This is a genomic window from Thalassobacillus hwangdonensis (assembly GCF_042675915.1).
GTDB classification, from domain to species: domain Bacteria; phylum Bacillota; class Bacilli; order Bacillales; family Halobacillaceae; genus Thalassobacillus_A; species Thalassobacillus_A hwangdonensis.
This window is the reverse complement of the sequence record NZ_JBHTKL010000001.1, coordinates 226,268-243,367: the sequence shown is the minus strand read 5'-3', so window position 1 is coordinate 243,367 and position 17,100 is coordinate 226,268. Positions and strand designations below refer to the sequence as shown.

Genomic DNA, 17,100 nt, shown 5'->3' with positions numbered 1-17,100 from the left:
GTAAGCAAACGTTTGCACTAACGAATAAAAAAGAGAGAAGCAACCTTATGCTTCTTTTGTTGTTGCTTCCCCCTTCAATTGTGTAGAAAAACGATGCTTGATACGAAATGGTATGATGATCCTTTTTGCAGGCTCATCTTTATTCTTCACTTTTTCAACGAGACATTTGCAGGCTTGGGAACCAAGCTCATAAATTTGAATGTCCACGGTTGTCAATGGCGGTCTCGTAATTTCAGATAGATAGACATTGTTGAAGCTGACAATTGAGATATCCTCCGGAACATACAATCCGAATTCTTCCAGCATATTTACGACCCCGAGAGCCATCAGATCATCGGCAATTACGAGGCCGGAAGGTGGAAGGTCCAGCGAGAATAATTCGTGAACTGCTTTGCGGCCACCGGATTTCAGGAATTCTGTATGGATGATATATTCTTCTTTCACGCTCATTCCATGTTGAATGAGCGCTTCACGATAACCGTTCAGACGATCGATGGTCACTGCCAGGTCTGGGGATCCACCAATGAATGCTATATTCTCATGTCCAAGCTCAATTAGATGTTCGGTAATTTCTTTGGAAGCTCTCACGTTGTCATTATCGACATGACTGATCCTGTCTGCATCCTGGCAAGGTTTCCCTACAATCACAAAAGGAAATGCTTTTTCCTGAAGAAATTGTGTGACCTTATCATTGATTCTGGAATAGAGCAGCATGATGCCATCTACACGATTTCCGTAAACCATCCGCTGCACACCTTCCAGAATTTCATCTTCGGTCTCACCGGTAGAAAGCAGTAAGGAATACTCAAGGTCATGGGCTACTGCACTGATCCCTCTCAACACTTCAGGAAAAAAGGGATTTTGCAAAGCTTTGTCCGCACTGGAAGGCATGACGACACCAATCGCTTGTGTAGAACTGTTTACAAGGCTTCTTGCGTTGACATTCGGATGGTATCCAAGCTCCTTCATCGCTTTTCGGACGCGCTTTTTTGTTGCAGGACTGATCCGCGGGTTATCCGCGATCACACGCGAAACCGTTGAAGGAGCGACCCCTGCTGCCTTGGCTACATCTTTTATTGTAACTCCCATGACTTTCACCTTCTCTGCTCTTTCATTCTATTTATATTTCCAACTCGAACCGCTTTTCAGAGCCGGTGAATTCCACTTCTTGATCGTTGACAACTACCTTCTGTTCTTCAAGTCCATGGAATTCTACATTCACATGTGAATAAGAACCTAAGTTGTTATGTTTTTCGCACGTCCGGATGAAAACGTTTTCTTCACTATAATTCAATTCTAACGTAAATGTGAGGCAATTTCCTTCTTCATGACGGAAAGTTTCTCCATCATCATCATAGAAATGGAAGTTGTAAGATCCTTTTGTGTCTGCAAAGACATGAAGGGTGATTTCTTCCTGCGTTTGTACCATCGAATCTACGACGTTCCCATGTGCAAGCACGGTTCCTTTACGTACAAAAATCGGCAACTCATCAATTTCAGCGTGAACCAAGTGCGCCCGCTTCCCTTCAAGTACTTTTCCGGAGAAATAATCGACCCATTCCCCTTCTGGAAGATAGACGGCACGATCAGTTATGCCAGGTGCCAGGATAGGGGCAATCACAACATTGTCCCCGACCATGAACTGGTCATTGAGCTGGTACGTTTTAGGGTCGTCAGGGTATTCCATCAACAACGGACGCATCACTGGCAAACCTTTTTCGCTCGCTTGCTGGAACAAACTGTACAACTGAGGCATCCACTTATAGCGAAGCTGAATGAAGTCCTTCATGATCGCTTCATATTTTTCACCAAATTGCCATGGCTCCTGGTAAAGGGTACCGATTGCAGAATGGTTTCTGAAATATGGTGTGAACGCTCCAACCTGTGTCCAGCGTGTCAACAGTTCTCCGTTTGTATCATGGGCAAAGCCTCCGACATCTGGGCCTGTAAATGCAACACCTGATAGTCCAAGGTTCATCACCATTGGCAACGACATCTGCAAGTGCTCCCAGAAACTTCGGTTATCTCCGGTCCACACAGACGCGTATCGTTGGACGCCTGCATAACCAGCCCTCGTTAACAGAAACGGTCGTTTGCCATCGAGCTTCTCTTTCATTCCTTCATACGTAGCTTTTCCCATCATATAGCCGTAAATGTTGTGCAACGCTCGATGCGTCTTAGGGTTGCCATCGTTCCGATGCATGACTGCCGGGTCCATCGTTTTCGATTCGTTGAATACAGCAGGTTCGTTCATATCATTCCAGATTCCTTCAATTCCAAGATCCGTATAGAACGAATGCTTGTCGCCCCACCACTTTCGGGATTTTTCATCCGTAAAATCAGGAAATGCGCTTATTCCAGGCCAAACTTCTCCGTAATACGTATCTCCTTCGATGTATTTACAGAAGTGGTCTTCACGTACACCTTCCTGATAAATCTTATACTCGGAATCTTTTTTTACACCCGGGTCGACGATCGGAACAATCCGGATTCCCTGATTTTTCAGATCCTCGACCATTCCTTCAGGATTCGGGAACCGTTCTTTATCGAACGTAAAGACACGGTATTCATCCATGTAATGGATATCAAGATAAATGACATCTACCGGGATTCCCTTTTCCTTGAATGTCTTCGCCAGCCCTCTCACTTCTTCTTCTGTTTCATAGCTGTACCTGGACTGGTGGTAGCCAATCGCCCACTTAGGTGGTATCGGCATCCTCCCGGTAATGAATGTGTATTGTTCCAGCACATCTTTCGGAGTGGGACCTACGAATAAATAATAGTCCAGTTGTCCGCCTTCTGCTGAAAACGAATAGTGCGTCTCTTCCGATTTCATATCAAAGGTAGTTTTATAGGTATTATCGAAAAATACGCCGTGCGCTCTGCCTTGATTCAATACCATGAAGTAAGGGATCGACTCGTACAATGGGTCTGTTTCCGGGTTATGCGGAGCATATACGTCCGTATTCCACATCGTGTACTTTTCTCCACGCTTATCGAGGAATCCTGATTTTTCACCAAAGCCATAAAAACGGTCAGCCGCGTCCATTTTCTTATGTGCAATCACTTCTCCAGAATGCTGGAACCCCATTCCCCGTTCATCTTCTGCAGAAATTACATTCGACTGGTGATCCAACACTGTAATGCGGAAAGGTTGTTTATTGATTCGGACCTTCATCGCTTCTGTTTCCAGTGTGAGAAAAGCCTCTTCTTCCTTTAACCCGACACTCACCTTACCGGGGCTTGTCGTAACTGCTCGTGAATCATTGTTCTCCTGAGGATTTCCTTCAGGATCCATGGTGATCCTTACGATATCCTTACGATAGAATCGGACGGAAACAACACCTTGCTCACATTGAAAATGATAGCTTTCCTGCTGCTCAACTGCTTCGACCAAATTTCCGATGTCATGAAAGTGTGTATCTCCAACTGTATTCTTTTTGCCAGGGTGTATGGCAAAGCTAGTATCTTCAAGCATGATTTGCCTCCTACTATACCGTCGTTGTCACTCTGTTTGTTTACTTTTTCTGCTTAACCAAATAACTGCTGCGATAAATACTCCCATCGTTCCTACAATCAGAAGAATGAACGCCCAGTTCAGTCCTTTGTCCTGCTCTACGACAAATACCTCAGCTTCTTCACGATCCAACGTTATTTCATAAGTGCCATTATCCTTGTCACGTACAATTTCATCCTGAAGGAGACCGGTAAGCTGCATTTCTTTTGCATCCAAATTGATTACAGAAGACTTGGTCGCTTCACTGTTATTGATTGCGACGATGATTTGTTCCTCTTCATAGGATCTGGAGAAAACCGCCATTCCGTCTTCATTGTACAATTCCTCAAAGTCACCTTTGACGAGTACCGGGAACTTGTTGCGAATCGCGGTCATCTGTTCAATGTGTTTCTTCACTTCTCCATCACCCGCGTTGAAGTTCATCATTCGCCGGTTATCCGGATCTTCCGCTCCATCCAAAGGAACTTCTGTACCGTAATAAGTGATCGGTATTCCTGGCGCTGTGAATTGATAAGTCAATGCGAGCTTCCATCGTGTCGTTGGTTCCTGCCTCTTCTTCAAAGCTTCCCTTGTAAATCGTAAGTTATCGTGATTATCAAGGAATGTTCCAAGCAGGTATGGCTGTTCATAGAACACTTGATTCGCTTCCCATACATTGTAAACGCTTTGTAAGTCCCCACCAGCTTCCATGAACGCCTGAGACATCGCTTCATATAGGGGATAATCTACAAACGAATCAATACCGGTTTCCTCATATTCAGCAATATACTTAGGATTATTACTCCAAACTTCTCCAATAAGGAAGAAATCTTCATCAATCGATTTAACATGTGCACTGAATTCCTGCCAGAATTCTTTCGGCACGTGCTTCACGGTATCCAACCGAAAACCATCGACACCTGTTTCTTCAATCCAGAATTCAGCGGCATCAAATAAGTAATTTTTCACTTCAGGATTTTCGGTGTTTAAATCCGGCAATCCTGCCAGCCAAGCATTCTCAAGAACAGAAGGTGAATCTCCGATCATCCGCTTTTCTTCATGAAACCAGTTTGCTTTATCCGGTTCCTCCAGCCAAGGGTGTTGATAACCTGTGTGGTTCACTACAAAATCAAACAAAACTTTGATATCTCTGTCATGTGCTTCTTTTACTAATCTTTTAGCATCTTCCATCGTGCCAAAATGCTCTTCCACTTCCATGAAGTCTTCAATCCAGTACCCGTGGTACCCCTTGGGTTCATTTTTCATGATCGGGGTGACCCATATCGCTGTATATCCCAGCTCTTTAATATAATCGAGTTTTTGGATGATACCTTCTAAGTCACCACCGTGATAGGCTTTTGGATCATCGGTGTCAACCTCATAATCATTGTCATAGTTTCCGTTAAAAAAACGGTCGATCATGATGAAATATACCATCTCATCTTCCCAGCTATCTTCTTTTTCATCAGCTCCTAAAGCGGTAATAGGAAAAGAACAAAAAAGAAGAAACGGAAGGATGAATAAAGCTAGTAATCTTTTCTTCATTTCCGCTCCTCCTCCAATTATTTAAAATACCATCCCTATTATTACCCTTTTGTAGCTCCAGATGTCAAACCTGAAATGAGATAACGTTGCAATAGAAGGAAAACTAGAGCAATTGGAACAGCAATCAAAATGGCACCTGCTGAGAATCGTGTAAAGTTATTGGAGAACTGATCATTGATAAAGTTGAACAGTCCAAGTGCCAATGTATATTTTTCAGGACTCGTCAGTACGATACGCGGCAAAAGGAAGTCCATGAACGGTGCCATGAAGTTGAACAAAGCAACTACCGCCAGGATCGGCTTTGCCAGTGGCAGCATGATTGTCCAGAAAATCTTCAGATGACCTGCACCATCAATTTTGGCAGCCTCATCCAGCTCCTTAGGAATCGTATCGAAGTATCCTTTTACAAGCCAGGCGTTGAATGGGATCTGTCCGCCAAGGTATATAAGAATCAAACCTGCCAGAGAGTCAATCAATCCGATTGTACTTAATAGAATATACAATGCTACCATCCCCATCAGAGCCGGGAACATTTGTAATAGAAGGAACATGTATAATCCATACTTTTTCCCAACGAACTTATAACGGGAAAATGCATATGCAATCAATGATGTTAAAATTACAGATCCTATAGCATTGACGAAAGCTACAATCAAGCTGTTCTTATACCAAATGACATAGTCGCTTGATGGATCCGTGAAGAGCCATGCGTAGTGCTCCAAGGTTGGATTTTCGGGAATCATTTTTGTCACAAGCATGTTTGTTCCGGGATTGATGCTCATCATGATCGTCCAAAGTAATGGGTATGCAATAAGGATGAACATCACTAATAAAAATAAATAAATGAACGCTACTTCAATTTTTGATTTCGTCTTCGGTTGCATCGCCATCAGTAACGTCCCTCCTCTTTGAATGCTGCAGTCTTACGGAATTGGAAGAAAGCGAAAATCGATACCATCAGTCCCATAATGATTGTTATTGCAGCTGCCATGTTGTAGTTATTCGTCTCGAAGGTCAAGCTGTAAACCCACGAAATAAGAATGTCTGTCCCGCCGGCAGATTGACCACGCACTGCAGGGTCTCCCTGGTTGAACAGATAAATGATATTAAAGTTATTGAAGTTTCCTGCGTATTGCATGATCAACAATGGTGCAGTCGCATAAAGAAGGTGTGGCATAGTGATGAAACGGAACTTCTGTACACGAGTACCTCCGTCAACATCTGCCGCTTCATACATATCTGCTGGAACACTTTGCAGCACTCCTGTAAATAATGCAAAAACAAACGGGAATCCGAGCCATGTCTGTATCATGATCAAGGCGATTTTCGCCCAGAAAGGATCGGACAGCCAGGGGATCATCAAATTGAATTGACTTAGAAGGTCCCTATTGATCGCGCCGAATGTCGGATTGAATAGAGCTGAAAAAATTAGGATGGATACAAAAGCCGGTACTGCCCACGGTAAAATAAGGAATGTACGAATCAAGCGTTTGAACTTTATCCGTTTATCATTTACAAGCAGCGCCAGGAACAATCCCAACACAATTTGTAATGTAGTAGCGACAAATGTCCAGACGATCGTCCAAGTAAAAACACTCAGGAAAGTATCCTGCCAAATATCCACGTTGACCAAAGCAACGAAGTTATCGAATCCGACCCAATCCAGAAGCTTTCTAGGTGGCGCATTGTATTGATTATAATTTGTAAACGCCAATCCGATCATGAAGGCCAATGGTAAAATAACGATAAAAATAAGCATGAAGAACCCGGGCAAAATCATGAAGTAAGGGAACCCTTTATCATAGAAATCACGCATTGCACGGAAGAAAGTAGGATTTGTCTTTCCTTCTTCTTTTGCAATCGCATCCTTACGGGCATCCTTTAGATTGAATATGTAGATGCATATACCGAAGAACAGGATCACTAAAGAAATCAAACCTTGTATCAACAGCTGAATGGAATGGTGTTCCCTTGGAATCGTTCCCAGTGTGAACAAGCCCCAAATACCGATATCAAGGTAATCCCAGAAAACAGCTAAAAACGATACTGTCAGGACAAATAGAATGATTCCTTTAATAAACCTCCTATTGTAAATCTGCCCAAGACCGGGCACGAAGATTGATAGTAGCGTGGCAATATTGCGGGGTTGCTTCATATCGAGTTTTTTCTTATTGTTGTCAACGGTAGCCATTTCAATTTCCTCCCCCGATGGTCATAAAAATGGTAGATGGAAGGCTGATTGCCTTCCATCCACCCTCTCTTCACCGGAACATTCCGGTAAATCCCATCAGTGAAAGAACGTTCACTGATGGATCATTATTCAATTTATTCACCTGCACCGGATGCAGCGATGTTATCCTGGATGATCTGTACAGCTTCGTCCAGTACTTCATCAACTGGTTCACCTTTTGAGATGAAAGATAGTGCATTGTTGATTGGTTCCCATACTTGCTGCATAGCTGGAACTCCTGGCATAGGTTCACCATAAGTCGCTTGTTCTGCAAATGCAGAGTAGATTGGATCCTCTGCAATCGCCGGGTCTTCGATTGAATCTTTACGAGCAGGCATTTCACCAGCTACATCATAGTAGACCATTGCATTCTCAGTGTTCGTAATGTGTGACATGAAGTCTTCAGCCCACTCTTTGTTTTCAGAGTAGTAAGAAAGCATGTAAGATTTTACACCTACGAAAGATTTTGGATTGTCACCATTCTCAAGAAGTGGTAGTGGAGCTGCCACCAGGTCTTCTCCTAGTGCGTCCTGATATTCACGAACCATCCAAGGACCGTTGATTACAGTAGAGACTTTACCTTCTTTGAATAGTCCGTTCATGATATCCGGAGTAAGGTCCTGTGGAATATATCCATTATCGAACCATGACTGAATCAATTCTCCACCTTTTACTGCTCCTTCATTATTCAAACCAATGTCGCTGATGTCGTAGTTTCCATTTTCGTTAGCGAATACATAAGCACCGTTACCGGATAGGAACGGGTATGTGAAGTAGAAGTTTGCTGCTTCCATAAGGAAACCGAACTTATCTTCAGAAGCATTCGTATCACGTTCAGCAATTGCCATCAGATCTTCCATCGTTTCCGGAGTTTCTTCTACTAGAGATTTGTTATAGAAAAGTGCATATGTTTCCGTTACTGCCGGGTAACCCCAAACGTCACCATCATAAGTTACAGCAGTCATTGCTGTATCGGTGTAATCATCCGCATTCGGGCTGACCGGATCAACCAGTCCACGAAGAACTAGATCTCCAATACGATCATGCGGCTGGAAAATGATATCTGGACCGTTTCCTGCAGGTCCTTCAACATCCAATTTTTCAATTTGGTCCAACATAGATACAGGAATCATTTCAATTTCGATACCAGTTTCTTCTGTGTAAGAATCAGCAATTTGCTGGATTGCTTCTTTTTGCTTTTCTTCATCGTTCATCCAAATTGTAAGCTTATCTGGTTTTTCAGGCATGTCAGACTCGCCTTCTGTATTTCCTTCTGTTTCAGTTGTTTCACTGTCAGATTCGTTGCTGTCTTTGTCGTCTGACGATTCTTCCGGACCACAAGCTGCAAGTGCACCAATGATCAGAAGTGACGCCAATAATAGACCCAACCACTTTTTCATAATATTGACCCTCCCAAGGTATTTAAATATTATGTATGAAACCGTTTTCCATATAGTTTATGAAAACGATTGCACACATCTTGTCTTTAATTATACATTGACCCATTTTAATTGCAATACCATTTTCCAGTTTCATAGTTTCATTTAATAAAAACCCCTATATTATTATAGGGTAACCGCTTACAAAATTATTTTTTCATATCTTAAATTCATTGACATTCATAGATTATTTAGCTAGGTTTAGTTTAATAAGTTTCTACCAAAATTCGACCTTTGCAATCGATTTGTGCAAACGATTGTGCAGAAAGGATGATTCGATGTTAAAACAGGCGATCTATCATCGTCCGAAGAATAACTTTGCATATGCGTATGATAAGGAAACTCTGCATATCATGCTTCAATCAAAGAAAGGTGATCTCTCTTCAGTGAGACTTATTCATGGCGATCCGTACGACTGGAGTGATGGGGAATGGCAGTTTCACACCATTGATATGAAAAGATCTGGATCCACCTCGTTGTACGATTACTGGATGGCAGAGGTAAAACCACCGTTCAGACGACTCCGGTACGGCTTTGAGGTTTCTGATGGAACAGAAACCTTCACCTATACCGAACGAGGGTTTTATGAGGTTACCCCTTACGACACCGCATTCTATTTCTGTTTTCCTTTCCTTAACACTATCGATGTGTTTCAGGCTCCCGAATGGGTCAAGGATACGACATGGTATCAAATCTTCCCTGAACGGTTTGGAAACAGTGATCCATCGACGGATCCTGAAGGTGCACTTCCATGGGGATCTGAACCCCCTACTCCAACAAACTTTTTCGGCGGGGATTTCCAGGGAGTCATCGACCACCTGGATCACCTTGAAGAGCTGGGCGTGAATGGGATTTATTTCACACCGATTTTCAAAGCTTATTCCAATCATAAATATGACACGATCGATTATATGGAAATCGATCCTCAATTCGGTGACAAAGAAACATTCAAGAAGCTTATAAAAGCATGTCACGAGCGAGGGATCAAGGTGATGCTGGATGCTGTTTTCAATCATAGCGGCTACTACTTCCTGCCCTTCCAGGATGTATTGGAAAATGAGAAGGACTCATCGTACCGGGACTGGTTCCACCTTTGGGAATTTCCGATTCGTACTGAGCCTGAGCCGAACTACGACGTGTTTGCGTTTGTTCCTTCGATGCCTAAGCTGAACACGGAAAATCCGAAAGTGAAAGATTATTTGCTGCATGTAGCGAAGTACTGGATTGAAGAATTTGATATTGATGGCTGGCGACTTGATGTTGCCAATGAGATCGATCACGCATTCTGGCGGGATTTCCGATCAGTGGTAAAAAAGACAAAACCAGAGGCATATATACTAGGAGAAATCTGGCATGATTCCATGCCATGGCTGCAGGGAGATCAATTCGATGCAGTCATGAATTATCCGTTCACCAATGGCGCTATTGAATTTTTCGCCAAACAATCAATGAGTGCAACAGAATTTGCGGATTCGATTACGAACGTGCTTCATATGTATCCTGCCAACGTAAATGAGGTTGCTTTTAACCTTCTGGACAGCCATGACACACCACGGATCCTTACAATTGCTGATGAAAATAAGGAAAGAGTGAAATTGCTTTATTTATTCCAGCTCTCCTTCATCGGAACACCTTGTATTTATTATGGCGATGAAATCGGAATGAACGGCGGGCAGGACCCTGGTTGCCGTGCATGCATGATTTGGGATGAAGATGGACAGGACAGGGACCTTTTCGAGTTTGTCAAACAGTTACTGACCTTCAGAAAACAAATTCCTGCATTCGGTAATGGGGCCGGCTTCCGCTTCTTACAATCCGATGATGAGAACGGAACGATCGTTTATGAAAAAACAAACGAAGAGGAACAATTGATTTTTATAGTGAATAACTCTGGACTTGCTCAAACGATTGAGATTGAATATATGGGTGAGGCTGTCGAACTTTTTACAGAGGAATCCTATCATCCAGAAAAATCTAATTCAGTACAATTGCCTGCTTACGGATTCAAAGTTTTCCATGTAAAATAAACAGGTATGCTGGTAAGTCGCTTCCACTTCGGAAGCGACTTCGTTTTTTAATCGATTGAGGAGTCCTGTGTATGAAGAAACCTACCAAAAATATGACGCTGTTTGCATTGACATGGCCGATTTTCATTGAAATCCTGCTCCATATGCTGATGGGAAATGCAGACACGTTGATGCTCAGTCAATATTCCGATAATGCAGTAGCTGCTGTCGGGGTATCCAATCAAATCCTTTCTGTAGTCATCGTCATGTTCGGATTTGTTGCCACTGGCTCTGCCATTCTCGTGGCACAGCACCTTGGAGCTGAAGAAGAACGGGAAGCAGGAGCGATTGCAGTCACTTCCCTAAGTATCAATCTATGGTTTTCGATCGTATTAAGCTTCCTTCTATTCCTGTTCAGTGAACAGATTCTGAACGTGATGGATCTACCAGAAGAGTTGATGGGGGATGCCCAGCTTTATATGAATGTCGTTGGTGGTCTTATATTCGTCCAGGCGTTGATTATGACGACAGGAGCAATTCTCCGAAGCTACGGTCATACGAAAGATACGATGTATGTAACGATCGGAATGAACATCATCAATGTGATTGCCAATTATTTCGTCATCTTCGGTCCGCTTGGTTTTCCGGTACTCGGTGTCCAAGGGGTTGCTTTTGCTACTGCCGGAAGCAGATTCATCGGCTTTCTCGTTTTGGTCGTACTACTGATTAAACGGAGTGAAGGCCGGCTGCCAGGTGCCGCATTTTTCAGCTATAAACGCCAGCACGTCAGAAATCTGCTGAAAATCGGCGTCCCTTCAGCGGGGGAACATTTATCATATAATACGAGTCAAATGGCGATCACTTACTTCATTGCACAAATGGGGACTGTCGCCATCACGACGAAAGTTTATACGCAAAACCTGATGATGTTCGTCCTCCTGTTTTCGATCGCAATCGGTCAGGGCACTCAGATCCTAATCGGACACTATATCGGTGCTAAAGAAACAGAACGCGCATACAGGCGCTGTCTCAAAAGCTTGAAACTGGCAATCGTCATTTCATTGCTGGTGGCTATCGTTTTCTATTTTTCTAGTGATGCACTATTAAGTATTTTCACTGATAATACGTCCATCATTGCGCAAGGAAGTATCCTCCTTCTCCTGACCATCATTTTGGAACCTGGGAGAGCCTTCAACCTTGTTGTCATCAACTCACTTAGAGCAGCAGGTGATGTGAAATTCCCAGTTTATATCGGGATCTTGTCCATGTGGGGCGTTTCTGTCACGCTGGCATGGTTTCTCGGCTTGCATTTAGGGATGGGGCTCGCAGGCGTATGGATCGCATTCATTGTCGACGAGTGGCTTAGGGGCATCCTGATGCTCTGGCGCTGGCGCTCTAAGGTCTGGGTCTCCATGGCATTTGTAAAATCAAACACTGCTGAATAAACGAAAATCCCGAGCAAATGCAAGCTTTGCTCGGGATTTTTATTGAGTCTAGTTAATCGAAACCTTGTATTCTTTCAGCCAGTAATTTATTTGACAAAGATGGGCAAGCAGTTGTGGTCCAGTCATCAGTTGTCCGAACCATGGTGTATCGATCGAATCTCCACGTGAAGCTGCTAACTGTTTCACTTTTCCATGATCGAAAAGTTGGAACAATGGGGATTGTTTATCTGCGAGAATTTCTTCGATCCACTGGACGACCGCATCTGTATAGGCTGGATGATGCGTTTTCGGGTATGGACTCTTCTTGCGATATAGCACTTCATGAGGTAGGATCCCTTCCAATGCTTTTCTGAGAATACCTTTTTCCTGGTTGCCATACCGTTTCATTTCCCAGGGAATGTTCCATACGTATTCTACCAGGTTATGGTCACTGAACGGCACGCGCACCTCAAGGCTTGCTCCCATGCTCATACGATCCTTACGATCGAGCAAGGTTTGCATGAACCAATGCATGTTGAGATAGAACATCTGCCTGCGCCTTTTTTCCACTTCGGATTCTCCGATTAAGGCCGGAGTTTCGTCCAGGGTTTCCTGGTAGCGGGCAAGCATGTATTCGTTCAGGTCCAGCTTCTCCTGCCATTCTTTCGCAAGCAGATCCTCCCGCAATTCCCTCGAGCGGATCCACGGGAACCCATTGCGCTTTAATTCGTCTTCCCGATAAAACCAAGGGTAGCCACCGAAAATCTCATCCGCACACTCACCAGATAATGCGACCGTCACTTCCGGTTTAATCTGCCTGCAGAACCAGAGAAGCGATGAATCAACGTCAGCCATTCCAGGTAAATCACGGATTTTTGTAGCATCCTTCAGCAACTCCACAAGTACTTGATTGTCCGCTTCGTGACGATGATGGTTTGTATTGTGCTTTTGACGAATGAGATTGATGAAGTGCCCATCGCTCGTCGGTTGAAAGGAACTGGCTTTGAAATATTTCTCGTTCTCTTCGAAATCGATGGAAAACGTGTGCAAGTTGCCTTTATTTCCGGCTCGATAATCTTCGGCGGCAACTGCCGTTATCGCACTCGAATCCACCCCGCCTGACAAGAAGGTTCCAAGTGGAACATCTGAGATAAGCTGTCTGCTGACAGCCTCGAGGAATTTTTCCCTTACTTGTTCGATTGTGCGCTCCAAAGAATCTTCATGAGGTTTACTTTCTACATTCCAGTACCGCTCAATCTTCAATCCTTGCTTCGTAAAAGTGGCACAATGCCCTGCCCTAAGATCGTGAATGCCCTTGAACACTCCATTTCCAGGCGTTCGTGATGGGCCCAATGCCAGCAATTCATGTAATCCATCATCATCCAGTTCCGGCGCTATTCCACCATGAGCGAGAATCGCTTTTATCTCAGAAGCGAAGATCACCCCACCATTCAGCTCGGTATAAAATAACGGCTTCACTCCCAATCGATCCCTTGCAAGGAACAGTTCCTGTTTTTCGGCATCCCAGACTGCAAATGCAAAAATCCCATTCAAGCGGGAAAGGCACTCTTTCCCCCATTCCATGTAACTCGTCAACAACACTTCCGTATCGGAATGGGAACGGAACGTCCATCCTTTATTCAAAAGTTCCTTGCGTATGTCTTCTGTGTTATAAAGTTCCCCGTTATAACAAAGGGTGAACTCTTTGTCTCCTGCTTTCTTCTTCATTGGCTGCCTACCGCCTGCTGCATCGATGACGATCAGTCGACGGTGTCCGAACGCAACATGAACATCCAACCATTCGTTATATTCATCAGGACCCCTATGTTCGATGGAAGAAGCCATTTGTTTGATGATCTTTTCTTTATCTCCAAGGTTCTGGCGGAAATCACTCCACCCGACAATCCCACACATATAAGCCTGCACCCCTTATTTATGAAAGCTAATGTATTATATGTGTGTCCATCCTGTCCGTATGTTGTCTTACCGATTAAGATTACGCTTGACATTGATAATGATAATTATTATCATTTAGTTAGAACAATTCTTTCGCCACTCCCCAATGGTGATGGAATTGAAAAACATTTCAACTAACACAGCTACCCCCCATAAGCGGACACCCATGACGGTGTCCGTTTTTTATTTATTAATTAGGAATCAGTTAAACGTTATCAATGATTTAAATCAGCCGTTTATTTAGAGGTCGTTGCCAAATCAGTGGAAAGGGAGGCTGGGAAACTACTCGCTTTCCTGAGGAGGAACTGTCGAGCCTCCTCGGTCGTTTCACTCCCTGTGGGGTCTCGCCTAGTCCATTCTCCCTCGGGAGTCTCACAGTTTCCCAGCCTCCCTCTATGTGTTTGACGAACAACGCTTGCCCTGTATTAACTATCAGCAACAGCAACTTTTTTATTAGAATGTAACGAAAATGCTACGCACTTCCATGCCTATTCAATTTATCGGCCCTACTAAGACTTTTACAACACGGATACAAATTGCCTTAATAAAGCATTTAAATTCCTAAACTATAAAAAAGACCAGCCCTATTCCATTCAGGGTCTGGTCGTTAAGATTGATCATTGTTTTCCATTCGTCCACCTATTCGAACAACTAATGGAAGTGTAAAAATGGAAGCAAATATTATGAATGCACCAATGATGATCACTCTGGTAAGCATGCTCATTCCGAAGGCAAAAGCAATATTAAGCCCAAGTATCAATCCAATCAATGGTCCAATGATCATGAACACTTTTGTTTGATTAAAGTCTTTTGCTATCGTCAAATAAAGTCCGATTGACAAGAAAACAATAGGGATAACGATTGGAATCCAGTGATCCAGGAACATGTGCCACATCCCGGCTTCCTCCCCTCTCCGCCGTTTTTTTGTCAGTCTATCAGATGAAAGGCTCGTTTCCTACAAGTAAATGATAGCTTCAGAACCAAAAAAAACCTCCTATGACAATCGCTGTCATAAGAGGTTGGGAATTACGCTCCAAGTAATCCTAATGGAAGGAATCCGAAGCCGAGGATCAATGCGGCTACGAATGCAATCGCAAGCTGCGCCCATGCTCCACTTGCAGGCTTCTGCTTTTTATATTTCGCCCCGATCAATTCCATCGCGATGATTGCCCATAAACCGACAAGCATTTTCACGATGACGAGCCCACCGATGTTTTCATACGAAGCAAACAAGCTTCCTCCAGAATAAAGAATCAATAGATAGTCCAGTCGAAGCACCATCTGTGTTATTTTTGCACCTTTTGCATTTCCAGATCGATACAAGCTTACTACGACAAGCAGTAGAATCAATGCCAGCACCCATGAAGTAATATGTAGATGTGCCATGTCTGTTTTCCTCCTTTTACAAGTCCATCTCCTTGTAATAGTACCATGATTTCTTCAAATCTTCCTAATGAAAACTTTGTGAAGCAATTTTTTCACTTGCAAGAAAATTAATACATAACCTGTTATAATGGTGGCAGACTGCCGATTTGAAAATGGAGGGATATCCTATGCAAAATAGTCAACAAATCATTGATCAAACTCAGGAATTTGGCGCAAAAAACTACCACCCGCTCCCAATTGTCATTTCCAAAGCGGAAGGTGTATGGGTGGAGGACCCGGAAGGTAATCGTTATATGGATATGCTGAGTGCATATTCAGCAGTGAACCAGGGACATCGTCATCCGAAAATCATTCAGGCTTTGAAGGATCAAGCAGACCGCGTGACACTGACTTCACGTGCATTCCACAATGACCAGCTTGGCCCTTGGTATGAAAAAATCTGTAAGCTGACCAATAAAGAAATGGCGCTGCCGATGAATACAGGCGCTGAAGCAGTAGAAACGGCTATCAAAGCTGCTCGTCGCTGGGCTTATGATGTCAAAGGTGTTGCAGGCGACCACGCGGAAATCATCGCTTGTACAGGTAATTTCCATGGCCGCACAATGACAGCGGTTTCACTGTCATCTGAAGAAGAATATAAGCGTGGCTTCGGACCGATGCTTCCAGGAATCAAGCTGGTACCATATGGAGACATCGATGCGTTGAAAGATGCAATTACTGAAAACACCGCAGCATTCCTATTGGAGCCGATCCAGGGTGAAGCTGGTATCATCATGCCTCCGGAAGGTTTCCTGAAAGAAGCTTATGATGTATGTAATGATAACAATGTGCTTTTCGTCGCAGATGAAATCCAGGCAGGTCTTGGCCGCAGCGGTAAAATGTTCGCATGCGACTGGGAAGATGTCACTCCGGATATGCTGATTCTTGGTAAAGCACTTGGTGGAGGCGTGTTCCCGATCTCCTGTGTCGTTGCCAACAAAGATGTTCTAGGAGTGTTCAACCCAGGCTCCCACGGATCCACATTCGGGGGTAACCCGCTTGCAAGTGCGGTATCCGTCGCTTCATTGGATGTACTTGAAGAAGAGAAACTGGCAGATCGTTCTCTTGAGCTTGGAGAATATATGATGGATGAGCTTAGAAAGATTGATAATCCGATGATCGAGGAAGTACGCGGAAAAGGTCTCTTTATTGGTGTAGAATTGAAAGAGCCTGCACGTAAGTATTGTGAAGAATTGAAAGAAAAAGGGCTATTGTGTAAAGAAACACATGAAAACGTGATTCGCTTTGCTCCTCCACTGATCATCGAAAAAGACGATCTTGATTGGGCACTGAAGCAGATTAAAGAAGTTTTAGAGGCTTAAAATATTTACTGGAACAACAAAATGTATTTATTAGAAAAGACCCGAATAATGTTCGGGTCTTTCCTTATGTCCCCCACTTCGTCAACATACTCCGCTTTCCCCGGGCAAGGCCTCAGTCTCCTCAGAAAGCAAAACACGCTTTCTTGCGGTGCCTTCAGACTCGTGCTGTTCCCGCTGGAGTCTACGCATATTGACTACGCTTTATGTCTGCTATTAAATAATCTTCTGTCCCACAACTTTTGCTTTGATCCAGCCTC

Annotated in this window: 12 protein-coding genes; 3 read left to right on the top strand and 9 right to left on the bottom strand. The window is 43.6% G+C overall.

Features of this window, described 5'->3' with window-relative positions; translation table 11 throughout:
* Positions 1-45: 45 nt before the first annotated feature.
* The 6 genes from ACFQ2J_RS01290 to ACFQ2J_RS01265 all read right to left on the bottom strand — a co-directional run bounded on the left by ACFQ2J_RS01290 (position 46) and on the right by ACFQ2J_RS01265 (position 8,671).
* On the bottom strand, positions 46-1,089 hold the full coding sequence (locus ACFQ2J_RS01290; RefSeq protein ID WP_386055844.1) for a LacI family DNA-binding transcriptional regulator: 1,044 nt from the start codon (positions 1,087-1,089) through the stop codon (positions 46-48).
* Between the two features lie 31 nt (positions 1,090-1,120).
* Complete coding sequence (locus ACFQ2J_RS01285; RefSeq protein ID WP_386055843.1) at positions 1,121-3,478, bottom strand: glycoside hydrolase family 31 protein; 2,358 nt, start codon at positions 3,476-3,478, stop codon at positions 1,121-1,123.
* A 27-nt stretch (positions 3,479-3,505) separates the two neighbouring features.
* Positions 3,506-5,041, bottom strand: a complete 1,536-nt coding sequence (locus tag ACFQ2J_RS01280; RefSeq protein WP_386055842.1) for an alpha-amylase family glycosyl hydrolase — start codon at positions 5,039-5,041, stop codon at positions 3,506-3,508.
* Between the two features lie 41 nt (positions 5,042-5,082).
* Positions 5,083-5,925 carry a sugar ABC transporter permease gene (locus ACFQ2J_RS01275; RefSeq protein ID WP_386058290.1) on the bottom strand — a complete coding sequence of 281 codons (843 nt, stop codon included), beginning with the start codon at positions 5,923-5,925 and terminating at the stop codon, positions 5,083-5,085.
* 5 nt (positions 5,926-5,930) lie between these two features.
* Positions 5,931-7,232: a carbohydrate ABC transporter permease gene (locus ACFQ2J_RS01270; RefSeq protein ID WP_386055840.1), complete on the bottom strand. Its 1,302-nt coding sequence runs from the start codon at positions 7,230-7,232 to the stop codon at positions 5,931-5,933.
* Between the two features lie 134 nt (positions 7,233-7,366).
* Positions 7,367-8,671 carry an extracellular solute-binding protein gene (locus tag ACFQ2J_RS01265; protein ID WP_386055839.1) on the bottom strand — a complete coding sequence of 435 codons (1,305 nt, stop codon included), beginning with the start codon at positions 8,669-8,671 and terminating at the stop codon, positions 7,367-7,369.
* 317 nt (positions 8,672-8,988) lie between these two features.
* Between ACFQ2J_RS01265 and ACFQ2J_RS01260 the strand changes: the two genes are divergently transcribed.
* Positions 8,989-10,737, top strand: coding sequence for an alpha-glycosidase (locus tag ACFQ2J_RS01260; RefSeq protein WP_386055837.1), 1,749 nt, complete (start codon positions 8,989-8,991; stop codon positions 10,735-10,737).
* Positions 10,738-10,808: 71 nt separating this feature from the next.
* Positions 10,809-12,161 carry an MATE family efflux transporter gene (locus ACFQ2J_RS01255; RefSeq protein WP_386055835.1) on the top strand — a complete coding sequence of 451 codons (1,353 nt, stop codon included), beginning with the start codon at positions 10,809-10,811 and terminating at the stop codon, positions 12,159-12,161.
* A 48-nt stretch (positions 12,162-12,209) separates the two neighbouring features.
* Here ACFQ2J_RS01255 and asnB read toward each other — a convergent pair whose 3' ends face one another.
* From asnB to ACFQ2J_RS01240, 3 genes are all read right to left on the bottom strand, one after another.
* Positions 12,210-14,054, bottom strand: coding sequence for an asparagine synthase (glutamine-hydrolyzing) (gene asnB / locus ACFQ2J_RS01250; protein ID WP_386055833.1), 1,845 nt, complete (start codon positions 14,052-14,054; stop codon positions 12,210-12,212).
* Between the two features lie 649 nt (positions 14,055-14,703).
* Complete coding sequence (locus ACFQ2J_RS01245; protein ID WP_386055831.1) at positions 14,704-14,991, bottom strand: hypothetical protein; 288 nt, start codon at positions 14,989-14,991, stop codon at positions 14,704-14,706.
* A gap of 131 nt (positions 14,992-15,122) precedes the next feature.
* Complete coding sequence (locus ACFQ2J_RS01240) at positions 15,123-15,482, bottom strand: YisL family protein (RefSeq protein WP_386055829.1); 360 nt, start codon at positions 15,480-15,482, stop codon at positions 15,123-15,125.
* A 167-nt stretch (positions 15,483-15,649) separates the two neighbouring features.
* Here ACFQ2J_RS01240 and ACFQ2J_RS01235 point away from each other — a divergent pair, with 167 nt between their 5' ends.
* Complete coding sequence (locus ACFQ2J_RS01235; protein ID WP_386055827.1) at positions 15,650-16,843, top strand: ornithine--oxo-acid transaminase; 1,194 nt, start codon at positions 15,650-15,652, stop codon at positions 16,841-16,843.
* Positions 16,844-17,100 lie beyond the last annotated feature (257 nt).

Excerpts from the sequence above, each read along its gene's own strand:
- ACFQ2J_RS01290 (WP_386055844.1), bottom strand. The coding sequence starts at position 1,089 with ATGGGAGTTACAATAAAAGATGTAGCCAAGGCAGCAGGGGTCGCTCCT.
- ACFQ2J_RS01285 (WP_386055843.1), bottom strand. The coding sequence starts at position 3,478 with ATGCTTGAAGATACTAGCTTTGCCATACACCCTGGCAAAAAGAATACA.
- ACFQ2J_RS01280 (WP_386055842.1), bottom strand. The coding sequence starts at position 5,041 with ATGAAGAAAAGATTACTAGCTTTATTCATCCTTCCGTTTCTTCTTTTT.
- ACFQ2J_RS01275 (WP_386058290.1), bottom strand. The coding sequence starts at position 5,925 with ATGCAACCGAAGACGAAATCAAAAATTGAAGTAGCGTTCATTTATTTA.
- ACFQ2J_RS01270 (WP_386055840.1), bottom strand. The coding sequence starts at position 7,232 with ATGGCTACCGTTGACAACAATAAGAAAAAACTCGATATGAAGCAACCC.
- ACFQ2J_RS01265 (WP_386055839.1), bottom strand. The coding sequence starts at position 8,671 with ATGAAAAAGTGGTTGGGTCTATTATTGGCGTCACTTCTGATCATTGGT.
- ACFQ2J_RS01260 (WP_386055837.1), top strand. The coding sequence starts at position 8,989 with ATGTTAAAACAGGCGATCTATCATCGTCCGAAGAATAACTTTGCATAT.
- ACFQ2J_RS01255 (WP_386055835.1), top strand. The coding sequence starts at position 10,809 with ATGAAGAAACCTACCAAAAATATGACGCTGTTTGCATTGACATGGCCG.
- asnB (WP_386055833.1), bottom strand. The coding sequence starts at position 14,054 with ATGTGTGGGATTGTCGGGTGGAGTGATTTCCGCCAGAACCTTGGAGAT.
- ACFQ2J_RS01245 (WP_386055831.1), bottom strand. The coding sequence starts at position 14,991 with ATGTGGCACATGTTCCTGGATCACTGGATTCCAATCGTTATCCCTATT.
- ACFQ2J_RS01240 (WP_386055829.1), bottom strand. The coding sequence starts at position 15,482 with ATGGCACATCTACATATTACTTCATGGGTGCTGGCATTGATTCTACTG.
- ACFQ2J_RS01235 (WP_386055827.1), top strand. The coding sequence starts at position 15,650 with ATGCAAAATAGTCAACAAATCATTGATCAAACTCAGGAATTTGGCGCA.